The sequence below is a fragment of the Novosphingobium sp. PC22D genome (genome assembly GCF_002556635.1).
Taxonomy (GTDB): domain Bacteria; phylum Pseudomonadota; class Alphaproteobacteria; order Sphingomonadales; family Sphingomonadaceae; genus Novosphingobium.
On record NZ_MWMO01000001.1, the window covers coordinates 488,876 to 503,224 of the forward strand.

Annotated in this window: 21 protein-coding genes; 6 read left to right on the forward strand and 15 right to left on the reverse strand. The window is 68.4% G+C overall.

Annotation, left to right across the window (positions count from 1 at the left end; genetic code table 11):
• Nucleotides 1-345: 345 nt before the first annotated feature.
• Nucleotides 346-522, forward strand: coding sequence for a DUF1328 domain-containing protein (locus tag B2G71_RS02280; protein WP_098104126.1), 177 nt, complete (start codon nt 346-348; stop codon nt 520-522).
• Nucleotides 523-532: 10 nt separating this feature from the next.
• On the opposite strand, the gene B2G71_RS02285 is transcribed toward B2G71_RS02280, so the two are convergent.
• The 15 genes from B2G71_RS02285 to flgB all read right to left on the reverse strand — a co-directional run bounded on the left by B2G71_RS02285 (nt 533) and on the right by flgB (nt 11,714).
• Nucleotides 533-970 carry a nuclear transport factor 2 family protein gene (locus B2G71_RS02285; RefSeq protein ID WP_098104127.1) on the reverse strand — a complete coding sequence of 146 codons (438 nt, stop codon included), beginning with the start codon at nt 968-970 and terminating at the stop codon, nt 533-535.
• 14 nt (nt 971-984) lie between these two features.
• Nucleotides 985-1,671, reverse strand: coding sequence for an SDR family NAD(P)-dependent oxidoreductase (locus tag B2G71_RS02290; protein WP_098104128.1), 687 nt, complete (start codon nt 1,669-1,671; stop codon nt 985-987).
• Nucleotides 1,672-2,012: 341 nt separating this feature from the next.
• A complete protein-coding gene (locus tag B2G71_RS02295) occupies nt 2,013-2,852 on the reverse strand; it encodes a flagellar motor protein MotB (protein WP_098104129.1) in 840 nt (279 codons plus the stop codon).
• Nucleotide 2,853: 1 nt separating this feature from the next.
• Nucleotides 2,854-3,717 carry a flagellar motor stator protein MotA gene (gene motA / locus B2G71_RS02300; protein WP_098104130.1) on the reverse strand — a complete coding sequence of 288 codons (864 nt, stop codon included), beginning with the start codon at nt 3,715-3,717 and terminating at the stop codon, nt 2,854-2,856.
• A 37-nt stretch (nt 3,718-3,754) separates the two neighbouring features.
• Complete coding sequence (locus tag B2G71_RS02305) at nt 3,755-4,678, reverse strand: flagellar biosynthesis protein FlgL (RefSeq protein WP_098104131.1); 924 nt, start codon at nt 4,676-4,678, stop codon at nt 3,755-3,757.
• A gap of 11 nt (nt 4,679-4,689) precedes the next feature.
• On the reverse strand, nt 4,690-6,027 hold the full coding sequence (flgK, locus tag B2G71_RS02310; RefSeq protein ID WP_098104132.1) for a flagellar hook-associated protein FlgK: 1,338 nt from the start codon (nt 6,025-6,027) through the stop codon (nt 4,690-4,692).
• 3 nt (nt 6,028-6,030) lie between these two features.
• Nucleotides 6,031-6,369: a rod-binding protein gene (locus B2G71_RS02315; RefSeq protein ID WP_098104133.1), complete on the reverse strand. Its 339-nt coding sequence runs from the start codon at nt 6,367-6,369 to the stop codon at nt 6,031-6,033.
• Complete coding sequence (locus B2G71_RS02320) at nt 6,366-7,508, reverse strand: flagellar basal body P-ring protein FlgI (protein ID WP_098104134.1); 1,143 nt, start codon at nt 7,506-7,508, stop codon at nt 6,366-6,368. The genes B2G71_RS02315 and B2G71_RS02320 overlap by 4 nt, the downstream gene beginning before the upstream one ends.
• An 11-nt stretch (nt 7,509-7,519) precedes the next feature.
• The gene (locus B2G71_RS02325; protein ID WP_240529963.1) at nt 7,520-8,224 is read right to left on the reverse strand and encodes a flagellar basal body L-ring protein FlgH; all 705 of its coding nucleotides are present in this window, start codon (nt 8,222-8,224) and stop codon (nt 7,520-7,522) included.
• Nucleotides 8,221-9,009, reverse strand: coding sequence for a flagellar basal-body rod protein FlgG (flgG, locus tag B2G71_RS02330; protein WP_098104135.1), 789 nt, complete (start codon nt 9,007-9,009; stop codon nt 8,221-8,223). The genes B2G71_RS02325 and flgG overlap by 4 nt, the downstream gene beginning before the upstream one ends.
• A 13-nt stretch (nt 9,010-9,022) precedes the next feature.
• Nucleotides 9,023-9,766 carry a flagellar basal body rod protein FlgF gene (gene flgF / locus B2G71_RS02335; RefSeq protein ID WP_098104136.1) on the reverse strand — a complete coding sequence of 248 codons (744 nt, stop codon included), beginning with the start codon at nt 9,764-9,766 and terminating at the stop codon, nt 9,023-9,025.
• A gap of 27 nt (nt 9,767-9,793) precedes the next feature.
• Nucleotides 9,794-10,609, reverse strand: a complete 816-nt coding sequence (locus B2G71_RS02340) for a flagellar hook-basal body complex protein (RefSeq protein WP_098104137.1) — start codon at nt 10,607-10,609, stop codon at nt 9,794-9,796.
• Nucleotides 10,610-10,612: 3 nt separating this feature from the next.
• The gene (locus B2G71_RS02345; RefSeq protein ID WP_098104138.1) at nt 10,613-10,960 is read right to left on the reverse strand and encodes a flagellar hook capping FlgD N-terminal domain-containing protein; all 348 of its coding nucleotides are present in this window, start codon (nt 10,958-10,960) and stop codon (nt 10,613-10,615) included.
• Nucleotides 10,957-11,364: a flagellar basal body rod protein FlgC gene (gene flgC, locus B2G71_RS02350; protein ID WP_098104139.1), complete on the reverse strand. Its 408-nt coding sequence runs from the start codon at nt 11,362-11,364 to the stop codon at nt 10,957-10,959. Before flgC ends, B2G71_RS02345 begins: the two co-directional genes overlap by 4 nt.
• A gap of 2 nt (nt 11,365-11,366) precedes the next feature.
• Entirely contained in the window at nt 11,367-11,714 is a 348-nt protein-coding gene (flgB, locus tag B2G71_RS02355; protein ID WP_098104140.1) for a flagellar basal body rod protein FlgB, read from the reverse strand.
• A 166-nt stretch (nt 11,715-11,880) separates the two neighbouring features.
• Between flgB and B2G71_RS02360 the strand changes: the two genes are divergently transcribed.
• From B2G71_RS02360 to B2G71_RS02380, 5 genes are all read left to right on the forward strand, one after another.
• Entirely contained in the window at nt 11,881-12,591 is a 711-nt protein-coding gene (locus B2G71_RS02360; protein WP_240529964.1) for a MotA/TolQ/ExbB proton channel family protein, read from the forward strand.
• A complete protein-coding gene (locus B2G71_RS02365; RefSeq protein ID WP_098104141.1) occupies nt 12,588-13,070 on the forward strand; it encodes a hypothetical protein in 483 nt (160 codons plus the stop codon). The genes B2G71_RS02360 and B2G71_RS02365 overlap by 4 nt, the downstream gene beginning before the upstream one ends.
• The gene (locus B2G71_RS02370) at nt 13,067-13,573 is read left to right on the forward strand and encodes a flagella basal body P-ring formation protein FlgA (RefSeq protein ID WP_098104142.1); all 507 of its coding nucleotides are present in this window, start codon (nt 13,067-13,069) and stop codon (nt 13,571-13,573) included. The genes B2G71_RS02365 and B2G71_RS02370 overlap by 4 nt, the downstream gene beginning before the upstream one ends.
• Before the next feature lie 102 nt (nt 13,574-13,675).
• Nucleotides 13,676-13,987, forward strand: a complete 312-nt coding sequence (locus tag B2G71_RS02375; RefSeq protein ID WP_098104143.1) for a flagellar biosynthesis anti-sigma factor FlgM — start codon at nt 13,676-13,678, stop codon at nt 13,985-13,987.
• Nucleotides 13,974-14,306, forward strand: coding sequence for a flagellar protein FlgN (locus B2G71_RS02380; RefSeq protein WP_240529965.1), 333 nt, complete (start codon nt 13,974-13,976; stop codon nt 14,304-14,306). The genes B2G71_RS02375 and B2G71_RS02380 overlap by 14 nt, the downstream gene beginning before the upstream one ends.
• The last annotated feature ends 43 nt before the right edge of the window (nt 14,307-14,349 follow it).

The following is a 14,349-nucleotide window of genomic DNA, read 5'->3' on the forward strand; positions in this document are numbered from 1 at the left end:
TGAGTCGCTCGCTAACGGACACGACGATGGAAAATTGATCGAGATCAAGGAATTCTTCGCGCACCGGGCGGAAAAATGCTGCGACCCCAAAGAGGAGTAGCAGTCATGGCCGGATTCATTGGTGAGAACTTCGTAAACCTGGTGATCGGCGGCTTCGGCGTCTTCGCGGTAGTTCTTGGCTATCACTCGATCGTCGACAACCTTCGCCGCTCGTCCTGACCCGATCAATTTGACGGCGATTTGCGGCGCGGTCGCGAGGCCGGCGCCGCCGATTGCCGCTGCTGCGGGAACCAACCCGTTCTCCTGCGGTTCGAATCCTCGAACACTTAAGCAGGAGTAAAAGCCATGTATGGTTGGGCAGCAACTCTGGCAGTGATCGCGCTGATCGCCGCCATCCTCGGTTTCGGCGGCGTCGCGGGCACGCTCGCGGACATCGCCCTGGTCATCTTCGTCATCGCTCTCATCCTTACCATCGTCTTCTTCGTGATGGGATGGAAGGCCGCCGAGCGCGTCGTTGACTAGCGCGTCGCCGTCAGGTGTCGTTGAGAATGGAGCGGTAGGCCCGGCGGGTGAACAGCCAGCGGCCCTGCCGCTTTTCCAGTTCGTCGTCGTAGCGGCCGGTTGTGCGCGTGCGCTTGCCTGTTGCCGGGTCGTCGTAGATCTCGATCGTGTAGGCGACAGCCCGAGCCTTGTCGCCCTCGACCTCGATCGCGCCGGGCTGCATGAAGTAGACCATGGGCTTGGACATCTCGTCGAGGCCGTAGACCTTCATCGATTCGACCCAGGCGCCGACGATCGCCGCCTTGCCGTCGAACCCGCCGAGATCGGGGTATTCGGGCAAGTCCCAGAAGGCGTCCTCCGCCCAGATCGAGCCCCAGATCTCGGGGTCTCTGGTCATCACGCCGTGCGCGTGCGTGTCCATGAGTTCGCGAATGAGGAGCCTGTCCTCGATTGGGCCACTGAACGCCATCCTCGCTCTCCGTCCTACCAGGGGTGCTTTTCACCGTTCCACTTGTAGAACTCGCCGGTCTCATCGAGCGGCCAGCCTTCGGCGAGCGCGATGATCTGGCGAGCGCTGTCCTCCGGAGAGATGTCGGCGCCGGGCCCGCCCATATCGGTCTGGACGTAGCCGGGATGAACGATGCCGACGACGATGCCGCGCTTCTTCAGGTCGAACGCCACCGAGCGCATCATCCGCGCCATTCCGGCCTTTGCCGCGCCATAAGGATAGAGGCCGCCGTAGGGCCAGGTCGACGCCGCAACCTGGCTCGAGAAGTTGATCACTTTCGCGCCCGCGCCCATGCGCGGCAGGAAGGCCAGCAGCACCCGCATCGGCCCCTTGAGCATCACTTCGATCGCCTCGTCGAAGTCCTTCCAGTCCATCGTGTCGAGTTGCGGCGCCATTTCGCCGACCACCCCCGCGACGTTGTAGAGCAGGTCAACCGGTTCGCTGCCAGTGTCGGCCGCGCCCGCCGCGACCGAGGCATCATTGCCCACGTCCATGGTGTGCACCGTGAGCATGCCGCCCGACGAAGCGGCGAGCCCGGCGAGCGCGTCGGCCCCATCCGGATCGCGCACCAGCGCGAAGACGCGGTCGCCCTTGGCGAGATGCTGCTTGGCGAGTTCGAACGCGATTCCGCGTCCCGCTCCGGTAATAGCGATGTTGGCCATCAGGTCTCCTTCCTCGGTCCGTTTTGTGACGTGCGTCATGGTGCGTGGCGCACGCGGTCGTCCAGTATCGGCGCGGCGTGTTGGTCAGGAAAGGCGATGCCGGGACGCGCCGATGGCGGCGGTCGGACGATCGTTGAGGTCTCCCGCGTCGAATCTGTTCTGTCTGCCGCCGATCCTGAAAGAGCCCAGGGCCGGGAGCACCTGATACTTGTGAGAGAAAGCGCGGGCGCCATGGGCCGGTGCGGCTGGCCGTTTCCGGATGCGCGGGCCGCGCCGATCAGGATTGCGCCGCACTCCGGTCACGCCATGTGCTCGCCGAACCCGCCAGCCGACCCGTGCCGTCAGTCCAGTACCGTGATCGAGATCCGCCGGTTACGCGGATCGGTCGGGTCGGCGGGGATCAGCAGTTCGCGGTCGGCCACACCCTCGATCCGCCTGAAGCGCGTCTCCGCGATACCGTTCCGGAGCAGCATCTGTCGTGTCGATTCGGCGCGCCCGGCCGAGAGCGACCAGTTGTTGGCTGCCTGGCCGGGGCGGTACTTGAGCGAATCGGTGTGGCCGCGGATCGTCAGCAGGCCGCGGTCGGGGCCGACCGCCTCGCCGATGGCGGCCAGCAGTTCCCTCGCTTCGGGAGTCAGGACCGTGGTGCCGAGCCGGAACATCGAGAAATCGGCATCGTCGACCAGATCGATGCGCACGCCCTCGGTGGTGTCCACCAGTCGCACCTTGCTGGCCAGGCGGCGCAGCATCGCGCTCGAACGCAGCTTCTCCTCGATCGCCTCCTTGGCGCGCGCGGATCGCTTGATCTTGGTGCCGCCTTCCTTGGGCCCGCCGGTGGTGTCGCGCGGGATCGTCATCGCCTTGGTGCCGGTCTGGCCGGCCTTGTAGGGATAGTTGTCCACGTCGGTCAGCGAGGAGCCGCCGAGCAGGCCCGCGGCCGAGCCCGCGCTCGCCTCGCGCGTCTTGACCAGCGTCGGGGTGAAGTAGTCGGCGATGCCCTTGCGCTGCTTCTCGGTGGTGGCGCCGAGAATCCACAGCAGCAGGAAGAAGGCCATCATCGCGGTGACGAAGTCGGCATAGGCGACCTTCCAGGCGCCGCCGTGGTGTCCGCCCTCGACGACGGTGATCTTCTTGACGATGATGGGCGGCAGCGGTTCGTTCTTGCCGCGCTTCGCGGCCATGTCAGCGGCCCCGCATCGCGTCGAGCAACTCGGACAGGCCCGGGCGGAAGGCGTGGCCGAGGCCCGAGCGGGCGCTTTCGACCACCAGCGGCTGCGGCCAGCCATGCAGGCTCGCGATCACCACTTGCTTCACCGCGTGGAAGATCTGCTCGTCCTGCTCGTTGATCTGCTTGAGCCGCCCGGCCATCGGCGCAACGATGCCGTAGGCGAGCAGCACGCCCATGAAGGTGCCGACCAGCGCCGAGCCGATCATCTCGCCCAGGATCGAGGGCGGCTTGTCGATCGAGCCCATGGTCTTCACCACGCCGAGCACGGCGGCCACGATGCCCAGCGCCGGCAACGAATCGGCGAGGTTCTGCAATGCGTGCTGCGGCTCGTGGAGCTCGTGGAAATGCGTTTTCATCGCGTTGTCCATCACGTCTTCGACCGCGTGGACCTCGAGCGTGCCCGAGGAGACCACGATGAGTGTCAGCGTGTCGCAGATCAGGTGGACCAGCGGCTCGTTGGCGAGCAGGCGCGGGAATTCGGCGAAGAGCGAGGACGACTTGGGCTCGTTGACGTGCGCCTCGAGCGCGACGGGGCCTTCCGCCCGGAGCAGCTTCATCAGCCGCGTCACCAGGATAATGGCGTCGATGTGGTCCTGCTTGGTGTGCTTGGGGCCCTTGAAGATGCGCGCGAATGCGCCGCCGAGCGCCTTCAGCTCGTGCATAGAGTTGCCGGTGACGATCGCGCCGACGGCGGCGCCGCCGATGATCAGCATCTCGTGGGGGATGGCGTGCATGACGGGGCCCAAGGCGCCGCCCGTCAGGGCAAAGCCACCGAACACCATCACCAACAGGATGATGACGCCGATCACTGCGAACATTGCGGATTACCCCCTGAAATTTCGGTCGCGACGCATGTCAGCGAAGCTGGTTGAACAGGCTGAGGCCCGACAGCTTGGAAAAGCTCGCCTGGCTCGCTTCGAGCACCACCATCGCCTGCTGCAGGCGCGTGACGGCATCGCCGATCTCGATCGAACCGACATCGGCCTCTTCGGCGGCGCGCATTTCCGACAAGTCGATGCGGCGCTCGCCGACGACGTCGATCCATGCGAGCCGCGTGCCGACCACGGTCTGGCCGGTGGTCACGGCGTCGAGCCCGTTCGCCAGCGTGTCGAGCGCGGCGCGTGCCGCGCCGGCAGGATCGGCGGCAGCGCCCTTGAGCGCGTCGGAGAGGGTCTTCACCACCGCCATGAGGTCGGTCGGATTGCCTGCGGCATCGTTGAAGTTGAGAAATTCGGGCCCGGTCAGCGAGCGCGCCACAGAAAGCCCTTCGCCGAGCGGCAACTCGCTCGAAGACGCGGTGCCGACGTAGACCGCGTTGCCCGCCGCGTCGCGCACATAGGCCGCGCCGGTGCCTTCGCCGCCGAATAGCGCCTTGCCGTTCGAATCGCGCGCGTTGGCGAGCGAGAAGAGCGTCTCCTCGATCGAATCGAGTTCCGCGCCGATCGAGGCCCGCTGGCTGTCGGAGAGCGTATCGTTGGCCGCCTGGGTCGCCAGCTCCTTGGCGCGGCCCAGCGCGCGCGAGATGTCGGAGAGCGCGCCGTCGGCCAGCGAGAGGTCGGATTCGGCCCGGTCGGCATTGGCGGTGTCGATCCGCGAAAGGCTGTCCGCGCGCGCCAGCGTGCGTAGCCGCGAGGCGGCGACCGGGTCGTCCGATGAGCGCGCCATGCGCTCGCCGCTGCCGAGCTGCGACTGGATCGTCTCGGCCTGCGCGCGAAGACCCTTGATGTCCTGGCGGGCGCGCTCGAAGAAGGCGCCGGTGCTGGTGGAAATGATCGGCATGCCTTTGGCCCTCACCTGATCCCGAGAAGAGTGTCGAACAGGTCCTGCGCCACCTGCATGACGCGTCCGTTGGCCTGGAAGGCTTGCTGGAACCGCACGAGGTTGACCGCTTCCTGGTCGAGATCGACGCCGGCCTGCGCATCGAGCGCGATGCGCGCTGTGCCCGCGATCGAATCGAGCGCGTCGCGTGTGACCTTGCGGCCGGCCACGGCGCTGGAAACGTCGAACAGCAGAGCGTCCATCTGACGGGCGGGATCGGCGGCGCCCAGCGCGTCGCGCAGGGCAAGGAGGTTGCCGGGGTCGCGGCTGTTCGCGCTCGCGCCGGCGGGTGCCGTCGCGAATTGGCGCTCGTTGGTCAGCGCGACCGCCATGTCCGCCGCGCCGGTCCCCGAGAACAGCGGCTGGCCGGGATTGCCGTCGAGGTCTGCGCCGGCTGCCTGCGCGGTGTTGGCGAGCGCGATGACGTCGGCCGCGAGCGTATTGAGCCGGGTCGCGGTGTCGGCGAGCTTGACCAGCGCCTGCGCCTGCCCGGCGATCGAGCCGGAGGCGGGCGTGACCGGATTACCGTCGAGCGTGAGCGATATCGTGCCGTCGGCCGCCGTCGCCATGGCCATCGTCGCGGCGGTCCCGCCCGTCACCAGCGTTGGGCCCGAACTGGCGCCGATCTGAACGGTCGCGGTCTTGTCCGCGCCGATCGAGGCGGTGATGTCGACATACTGGCTCATCTTCTCGAGCAGCGAGTCGCGCTGGTCGAGCAGCGTGGACTGGTCGCTCGATCCGTCGGCGGCGCGGCCGAGGCGCACATTGACCCGCGCCAGTTCGCCCGCGAGGAGGTTGACTTGGTCGACCCCGTCGCCGGCCTGAAAGCGCAGGCCCTCGCCCGCGGTGTCGAGGCTGCTGGCGGCAATGTTGAAGGTGTTGGCCATCGAGCGGCCGCTTTCGATCACGGCCGCGCGGAGCGAGCCGTCGGTCGGATCGGAGACGAGCTGTTGCAGCGCGCTTTCGAAACCGACGATCGCCTCGTAGACCTGCGTCTGTTCGATCGCCGCCTCGATGTTCTCAAGGCCCTGCACTTCGGCATTGGCGCGCGCGGCGTCGGCGCCGGTGCGGCGCACTTCGGCCTGGCGGAACAGGTCGGCGTTGCGCACCAACCCGGCGACCCGCACGCCCGAAAGCGAGATGTCGCCGCTGCGGTTGAGCCCGCCCGAGCTCGAGACCTCCTCGAGCTGAATCGAACGGCGGACATAGCCCGTGGACGAGGCGTTGGCGATGTTCTGCGCGGTCACGTCGAGCGCGGCGCGCGTGGCCTTGGTGCCGCTCTTGGCGATTGCGAGGAGGTCGGACGCCATGGCTTACGACGCTCCGTCCGAAGGGTTGCCCGGCGCATCCGCGTCCGTCTCGGCGCTCTCGGGCGCGAGGAACCTGGCGAGCTGCGCTTCGATCATCGTCGCGAGGCCCAGCGCACCGGTCTGCGCCGCGACGTCGGCGAAGTGTTCGTCCTGCATCTGGCGGAACGTGTCCATCGCCTGGTCGCCGAACATGTCGGAGCCGAAATCGGTCTTGCGCGCGGCGGCGAGCATCTGGCGCACGAAGATCGCCTCGAATTGCTTGGCGGCCTCGCCAAGCTGCTCGCGCTGCGAGGGCTTCGGCGCGCTGCCGAGCGCGGACATGGCCGCTGCGATGCTCGTCATATCACCACCATCTCGGCCTTGAGCGCGCCCGCCTGCTTGAGCGCCTCGAGGATCGCGACGAGGTCGCCGGGCGTCACGCCGAGCAGGTTGAGCGCATCGACGATCTTCGCGAGCGAGGCGCCGGGCTGGAACAGCGCGACCGCCTTGCCCTCTTCGTCGACCTGGATATCGCTGTTCTGCTCCACGGCGGTCTGGCCGTCGCTGAACGGCGCGGGCTGGATCACGGTCGGATCCTCGTCGATGCGCACGGTGAGCTTGCCGTGGCTGATCGCGGCGGGCGACAGGCGCACCGCGGCGTTGATCACCACCGTGCCGGTGCGCGAGTTGACGATCACGCGGGCGGGCGTTTCCGCGGGGGAGACGTCGATCATCTCGATCGCCGCCATCACGCTGGCGCGGGTGTCGGCCTCGTTCGGCAGGCGCAGGGCGAGGGTGACGCCGTCCTCGATCGTGGCGGTGCCGGGCAGCGCGCGGTTGATCGCGTCGCGTACCCGCGCGGCGGTGAGGAAGTCGGCGGTGAACAGGTTCCAGCGCAACGTGTCGGCGTCGGCGAAGCCGGTCGCGACCGCGCGCTCGACCGTGGCGCCGTCGGCGATGCGGCCGACGGTGGGGATGTTGATGGTGACGTTCGAGCCATCCTTGGCGGTGACGCCGAGGCCGCCGACCGCGAGATTGCCCTGCGCCATCGCGTAGACTTGTCCGTCCGCACCGATCAGCGGGGAAAGGATCAGCGCGCCGCCGCGCAGCGACTTGGCCTTGCCGATCGTCGAGACGGTCACGTCGATGCGCTGGCCGGGCTTGGCGAAGGCGGGCAGGTCGGCGGTGATCATCACCGCGGCCGCGTTCTTGAGCCCCGGCTGCACGCCCGGCGGGAGCTGCAGGCCCATCCGCCCGGACACGCCGCGCATCGCCTGCGTCAGGTATTCGAGGTTGTCGTCGCCGGTGCCGGGCAGGCCCACGACGATGCCATAGCCGGTGAGCTGGTTCGAACGCACACCCTGGAACTGGCCGAGGTCGCGCACGCGCTCGGCATGCGCGGCCGGAGCGTAGAGCACGAGGCCGATCGCGCCGAGGCAGGCGAGCACGCCGATCTCGGCGGCATCGAGGCTGCGCAGCAGACGGTTGAGAAGGCGGATCATGCGCTTGGCCCCTAGAACGGCGAAATCAGGTTGAAGAACCGGCCGAGCCAGCCCTGCTTCGAGGCCCGCTGGAGCGCGCCCTTGCCCGAGTATTCGATCTGTGCGTCGGCGATGCGTGAGGAGGCCACCGTGTTCTCCTGGTCGATGTCGGCCAGGCGCACGATCCCGGAGAACCGGACCCATTCGTGTCCCTGGCTGAGCAGCATCTGCTTTTCTCCTTTGACCAGCGCGGTGCCGTTGGGGCGGACCTCGGCGATGGTAACGGCGAGCGTCGCCGTCAGCGAACTGGTCTGTCCGGCAGTGCCCGATCCCTTGAACGACGAGGAACTCGAGGCTTTAAGCGCGTCGGGGCTGAGAAAGGAGAACGGGCCGGTGGCCGGGGGGACGAGGCCGATGGCGCCGTCCTTGCCGTTCTTCGAGCTGACCGATTTGGCCGCGGTGGTGTTCTCGATCAGCAGGATCGTCACCGGATCGCCGACGCGGCGCGCGCGGTTGCCCTCGTAAAGCGCGGCGTAGCCGGCCGAGGCCTGGAAGATCGAGCCGTTCTGCGGCGGCGCGGCGGGAGCAGGAGCGGGCAGCGCCGGCTCGAAACCCGAAAGCTCGTCCTTCTTGCGCGCCTCGGCCTCGCCCGCGAGCACGGCGCTGATCGCGGCGGCGGCGAGCACCGCGCCGATCGCGCGCGCGAAGGGGCGCGGAAGGGAGAGCCAGGCGATCACAGCGTCTGGTTCGCGTTGCGCAGCATTTCGTCGACCGCGCTGATCATCTTCGAGTTGATCTCGTAGGCGCGCTGGGTCTCGATCATGTCGACGAGTTCCTCGACGATGTTGACGTTCGAGCCTTCGAGCATGCCCTGACGGATGTTGCCGCGGCCGCCTTCGCCGGCGATGCCGATCTGGGCGGCGCCCGAAGCGCCGGTCTCGAGCAGGAAGTTGTCGGCCGCCGCCTGGAGCCCGCCGGGGTTGGCGAAGCTGGCGATGGTGATCTGGCCGAGTTCGTTGGATTCGGTCTGCCCCGCGATCTGCGCCGAGACAATGCCGTCGTCCGAGATCGAGATCGCGGTCGCGCCTTCGGGAATGGTGATCGGCGGCTGGACGACGTAGCCCTGCGTCGTCACGAGCTGGCCCTCGGACGAGCGGGTGAAGTTGCCGGCGCGGGTGTAGCCGAGCTGGCCGCCGGGTAGCGCCACCTGGAAGTAGCCGTCGCCGTCGAGCGCGAGGTCCAGCGAATTTCCGGTGGTCTGCAAGGTGCCCTGGGTGGCGATCCGGGTGGTCGACTGGACGCCCACGCCGGTGCCGAGGTTGAGCCCGGTGGCATAGGCCGTTTCGGTCGAGGACTGCTGCCCCGCGACCCGCGCGTCCTGATAGGCGAGCGTGGCGAAGTTGGCGCGGTCGCGCTTGAAGCCGGTCGTGCCGACATTGGCGAGATTGTTCGCGATGACGCGCATCCGCGCGTCCTGCGCCTCGAGCCCGGTGCGGGCGACGTGGAGGGCTGAACTGGGCATCTAGAATCCTTTCTCAGGCATCGAGCCGCATCAGGCGCGACGAGCCCTCGTCGAGCTCGCGCGCGGTTTCGACCAGCTTGGTGCGCAGGTCGAAGAGGCGCTGCGCCTCGATCATCTCGACGAGTACCTCGCTGGGGTTGACGTTCGACTGTTCGAGGGCTCCGGAAATCACCCGGGCATCCTCGTTAACCGGCAGCACACCGCCGCCGGGCACGCGGAACACACCCGCCAGATCCTTCTCGACCCGGGTTCCGGCGGTGCTCACCAGCTTGAGCCGGTCGATCCGCTGGGGCGGCAGGTCCGGGGTGGCGGGGTCTGAGACCATGACCCCGCCGTCGGGTGCAATCGAAACGATGGTGGCGGGCGGGACCGTGATCGGCCCGTTGTCGCCGAGCACGGGCAGGCCCTCGCCGTTCTGGAGCAGCCCCGAGACCGAGACCGCGAGGTCGCCGCGCCGGGTGTAGGCCTCGCTGCCGTCGATCGACTGGACCGCGAGCATCGCGTCGCCCTGCATGGCGACGTCGAGATCGTGTCCGGTCTGGGTCAGCGAGCCTTCCTTCATCAGCGCGCCGCGCACTTCGGCCCCGCTCATCGCGCGGACCTGAAGCTGCGGTCCCTCGAGCGTCATGGGAGTCGTTTCGAGGACTTCGGCGCGAAAGCCGATCGTCTGCGCGTTGGCCATGTTGCTCGCGATCATGCGTTCGCGGGTCATCGAGGCGTTCATCCCCGACAGCGCGGTGTAGATCAGGCGGTCCATCTCGGGCTTGCTCCGTCAGGGCGCGGCTTAGCTGCGCAGCTGGATGATCGTCTGCGAGATCTGCGTCGCGGTATCGATCGCCTTGGCGTTGGCCTGGAAATAGCGCTGCGCGGTGATCAGGCCGACGAGTTCCTCGGCGATGTCGACGTTCGAGCGTTCGAGCGAACCCGAAAGCAGGCTGCCGTAGAGCCCCGATCCGGGCTGGCCGTAGGTCGCCGCGCCCGACTTGCCGGTCGCGACCCAGCTCGAGTTGCCGAGCTGCTTGAGCCCGGTCGGCGCCAGGAACGAGGCGAGGGCGACGCCGCCGATCGGCGTGTTGGTGCCGTCCGCGTAAGTCGCGATCAAGGTGCCGTCGGTATTGACCGTGGCGCCCGCGAACTCCGAGCCTGCCGCGTTGGTTGCCGGAATCTGGGCATCGGCGGGCGCGCCGGTGGGGTCGACCACGCCAGCGGCATCGACCGGGAAGACCTGCAGCCGGTTGCCCTGTCCGTTGCGGATGAAGCCGTTCTCGTCGATCGTGAACGAGCCCGCGCGGGTGTACTGGACCTGGGCCGAGAGCGGCGAGACGGTGGTGAAGAAGCCGTCGCCGTTGATCGCGAGGTCGAGCGCGTTGCCGGTCTGCTCGACGGGGCCGAGCGAGAACTCCTGCGTGATCGCCAGGGTGCGCGAGCCGATGCCCTGCGTCAGGCTGGGGTCGGTCAGGATCGAGACGGCCACGATGTCGGCGAACTCGACCTTGCTCTTCTTGAAGCCGCCAGTTTCGGCGTTGGCGATGTTGTTGGCGGCGACGTTGAGGTTGGTCTGGGCGTTCTTGAGCCCCGTGAGCGACGTATAGAAGGACATGACTTAGTTCTCCTGCGAGGAAGTGGTCTGCGCCGCGGCCGCCTGGGCCGAGATCAGGACGTCTAGCTTGGCGGAAATGGCGGCGAGGGTGTCGGTGAGCTCGGCGTTGCCGTCGAGCTTCTCGGAGATCTGCTTGAGCGTATCGCCCATCTCGGTGGTGCCGGCGAGCGAGGAGAACTGCGCCATCTGCGCGAGCATGTCCTTCTGGTCGACCGGATCGAACGGGTCCTGGTTCTGGATCTGCACCGTCATCAGACGCAGGAAGTCGCCGCTGCCGAGCGAGGCGAACCCCGACTTCTGTACCGTGCTGGGCGTCGCGGCGCCGGAAGCGCCTACCGTGTCAATCGTCATTTGAGCCTCATCGTGTCGAGCATGAGCTGCTTGGCGGTGGAAAGCGCTTCGACCAGGTTCTGGTACTGGCGCGCGGAATCGAGCATCTCGATCATCTCGGCGTTCTCATCGACGGGCGCCTGCCAGATGTCGCCGTTGGCGTCGGCCAGCGGGTGGTCGGGATTGTGCTGGCGGATCGGCGCGGCATTCTCGCGCACGACCTGCTGGACGTTGACCGTGGCGAGACCCGAGGCCTGGTCGAGATCCTCGGCGAAGACCGCGCGGATCGGACGGTAGGTGCCTTCCTCGCTGCCCGAGACGGTGCCCGCGTTGGCGAGGTTCGACGCCGCGGCGTTCATTCGCACCATTTGCGCGGACATGCCGCGCTGGGCGAGGTCGAAGATCGTGTAGGGTGCGTCGGCCATGCTCATTCACCCCGGATCGCGCGGGTCAGCGTGTCGACACGGCCGCGAATGAAATCGAGCGTCGCGGCATAACCGACCGCGTTCTCGGAGAAGGCGAGCTGTTCGTTTTGCAGTTCGACGGTGTTGCCGTCGAGCGCGGGCATCACCGGCGTGCGATAGCGCATGGAGCGCGCGGCCGCGTCGTCGATGCCGGCCCCGCCTTCGCTGGCCTGCAGCGCGGCGGCGAAATCGATGTCGCGCGCCTTGTAGCCCGGCGTCGCGGCATTGGCGATGTTCGACGCGAGAACGCCCATGCGCTGCGAGCGCAGCTCCAGCGCGGTCCCGTGTATGCCGAAGATGCCTTCACTCATGTCCGAGTGCTCCGTTGGTTGCCTTGTCGAGCGCCGTGCAGGCGCGCAGGCCGGTATCAGCAAGTCGCGTGCCAATTGCCGATCCGGTGCGATTATGCGGTCCCCGGCGGCGCATTCCGGCAAGCGCTTGCCGGAAGCGGCAAATGTCGTCCGGCAGACTGAAAGCATGCGCGCGCCGCCGTTCTTCGATGTCTGGCAAATCCCCCTGGAGTTCATTCCCGCCATGCTTTCGCAGTCTCACATCGAGGTGGTCTCGGCCCTGATCGTGGTCGGCGGCACCCTGCTCGCCACCATCCTGCGCTGCGGCCTTGCCGATACGCGCAAGGCGCTTCGCGTGCTGGCGCGGCTGCCCCGCCGTCGTTTCGACGCCGAGGGCACGCGCGCCGAACTCGCCGCGCAGATCCGCGAGATCCGCCAGGACGGCCTGATCCGCGCCGAGGCGCATCAGTTCGACGACCTCGAGTTCGACGAGGCGACCCGCGCGCTGATCGGCACGCGTTCGGTCGCCGCGCTCCACGCCGCGCACCAGCGCCATCGCGCGCATCGGATAGAGGTGAGCGAGCAGGCCGCCCAGGTCCTCGCCCAGGCGGCGGAGATGGCGCCGGTCTTCGGGCTTGCCGGCACGCTCATTTCGCTCAGCCAGTTGCGTGTCGACGGCGCCAGCACCGACCTTACCGGCGCGATCGGCATGGCGGTGCTGACCACGCTCTACGGCCTGCTGCTCGGCAACCTGGTGCTCACCCCGCTTGCGCGGATGATCGAGCGCGCCTCCGCCATGGAGGAGGACGAGCGGCAGAAGCTGGTCGAATGGCTCGCCGGCGAAGTCGCCACGGAAGTGCCGGGCGGGCGCCACGGCGAAGCGGCCGCAAGGGCATGATCGCCCGCTCGGGGACCGGCTGGCAGGTCATGCTGGCCGACCTGTCGCTCATCCTGTTCATGGTGACCGCCGCGGTGCTCGCGAAGCGGCCCGAGGTTCCTCCGCCGGTTCCGACCCGCCCGCAGGCGGACTTGCACGCCTCCGAGCAGGCGGAGCCGCTGGCGGTGTGGATCGCCGCGCCGGACGCGCCGGGCCTCGACGAATGGCTCGCCGCGCAGCCCGCCGACGCGCGCCAGCAGCTTACCGTCACCGCGTTCTATACACCGGGCGGGCAGGCGCGCGCGCTCGCCGAGGCCGCGCGGATCGTCGCGGCGGCCGGGCCGGGCGCGGAGGCGGCGCGGATCGTGATCGAGCCCGGCGCGGGGCCGCCGCGCGCCGCCATCGCCTTCGACGTACCGCCGGGTCTGGCACGCGGTTTGCGTGACGAACTCGCGAAGACGGCGGCATCGCCGCCCGCGCCAACAAAGGATCGACCATGAGCATCACCGCCGCCATCGCATTGGCCGCCTCCACGCCCTTCGGCACGGCCTTTCCGGCCTCCTATGCCGATCTCGATGCTATCGACCGAGCCGTCGCGGGCTTCACCGGCGCGCCGATCGGCGAAACCGGCGGCGCCACGGTGCCGGTCGACCGGCGCTTGCGGCTGCGGCCCTGCGCCAACCCGCTCGCGCTCTCGTGGCGCACGCAGGGGCGCGAAAGCGTTGTCGTCCAGTGCCCCGATCCGGGCGGTTGGCGGCTCTTCGTGCCCGTGAGCCGGCCCCTCGCGGGCCCCTCGGCAGTCCCCGCGATCAACCGCGGCGACGCGATCTCGCTGGCGGTGCGCGGCGACGGGTTCACCGTCTCGCAGCCGGGCGAGGCGATGGAATCCGGTGCGGTCGGCGCCTGGATCCGCGTGCGGCCCGCCGCTGGCGGGCGCGGCGGCGGCGACCCGATGCGCGCGCAGGTCGTGCGCCCCGGCCTCGCGGCCCTGCCGCTGCCCTGAAGAAGCTTGCCGGGGCCTGCGGCACGAATTTGCCGCCGGCCTGCTTAAAAAGTTTTCCGCATTGCCGTTCTCGGTTCCGTAGATGCACCAAGGAGCGGCGAAATGCCACCTATCGAAGTGGGACGGACGGAGGCGGTCAGGGCGATCAGCTCGGCTCTGACCCGCATGGAATCCGCCGGGAAGACTCCGGCCCGGCAGACCGAGACGGTCGCGGCGGGCAACAAGCCTGCGGCAGCGACGGTGGAAGCAGGCGCTGCGCTCGATCCGGGTCAGCCGCCGGTCGATTTCGAGCGCGTGCAGACCATCCGCAAGGCCGTCGAGACCGGCAACTATCCGCTGATCCCCGCGAAGATTGCCGACGCGATGATCGCGGCGGGCGTAATGCTGAGGAGCCCCAGCCATGACCAGGCCTGAACTGCACGAGACCCTGCGGCAGATGCTTGCCGTGCTTGAGGCGGAACGGCAGGCGCTTGCCGGTCTCGATCTCGATGCGATCGTGGGCGCGACCAACGACAAGACGCGTCTTTGCGGCACGCTCGACGCCGTCGCCGACTTCGATGTCGACGAGGAATGCCGCGGCATGATCGACGCCGCCAAGCGGCTCAACGAGATCAACCGGCAAGTGCGAAACCTCGTCGCCGCCAATGTCAGCGCGCGGCTCAACGCACTCACCGGCGGTCAGCCGCTCTACGACGCGGGCCGGCGCTACGCGGTCGTCGGCAAGCGCGCCTGATGCCTTCCCAGCGCGCGCCAGACGGGCGCGCCTGGGAGACCTT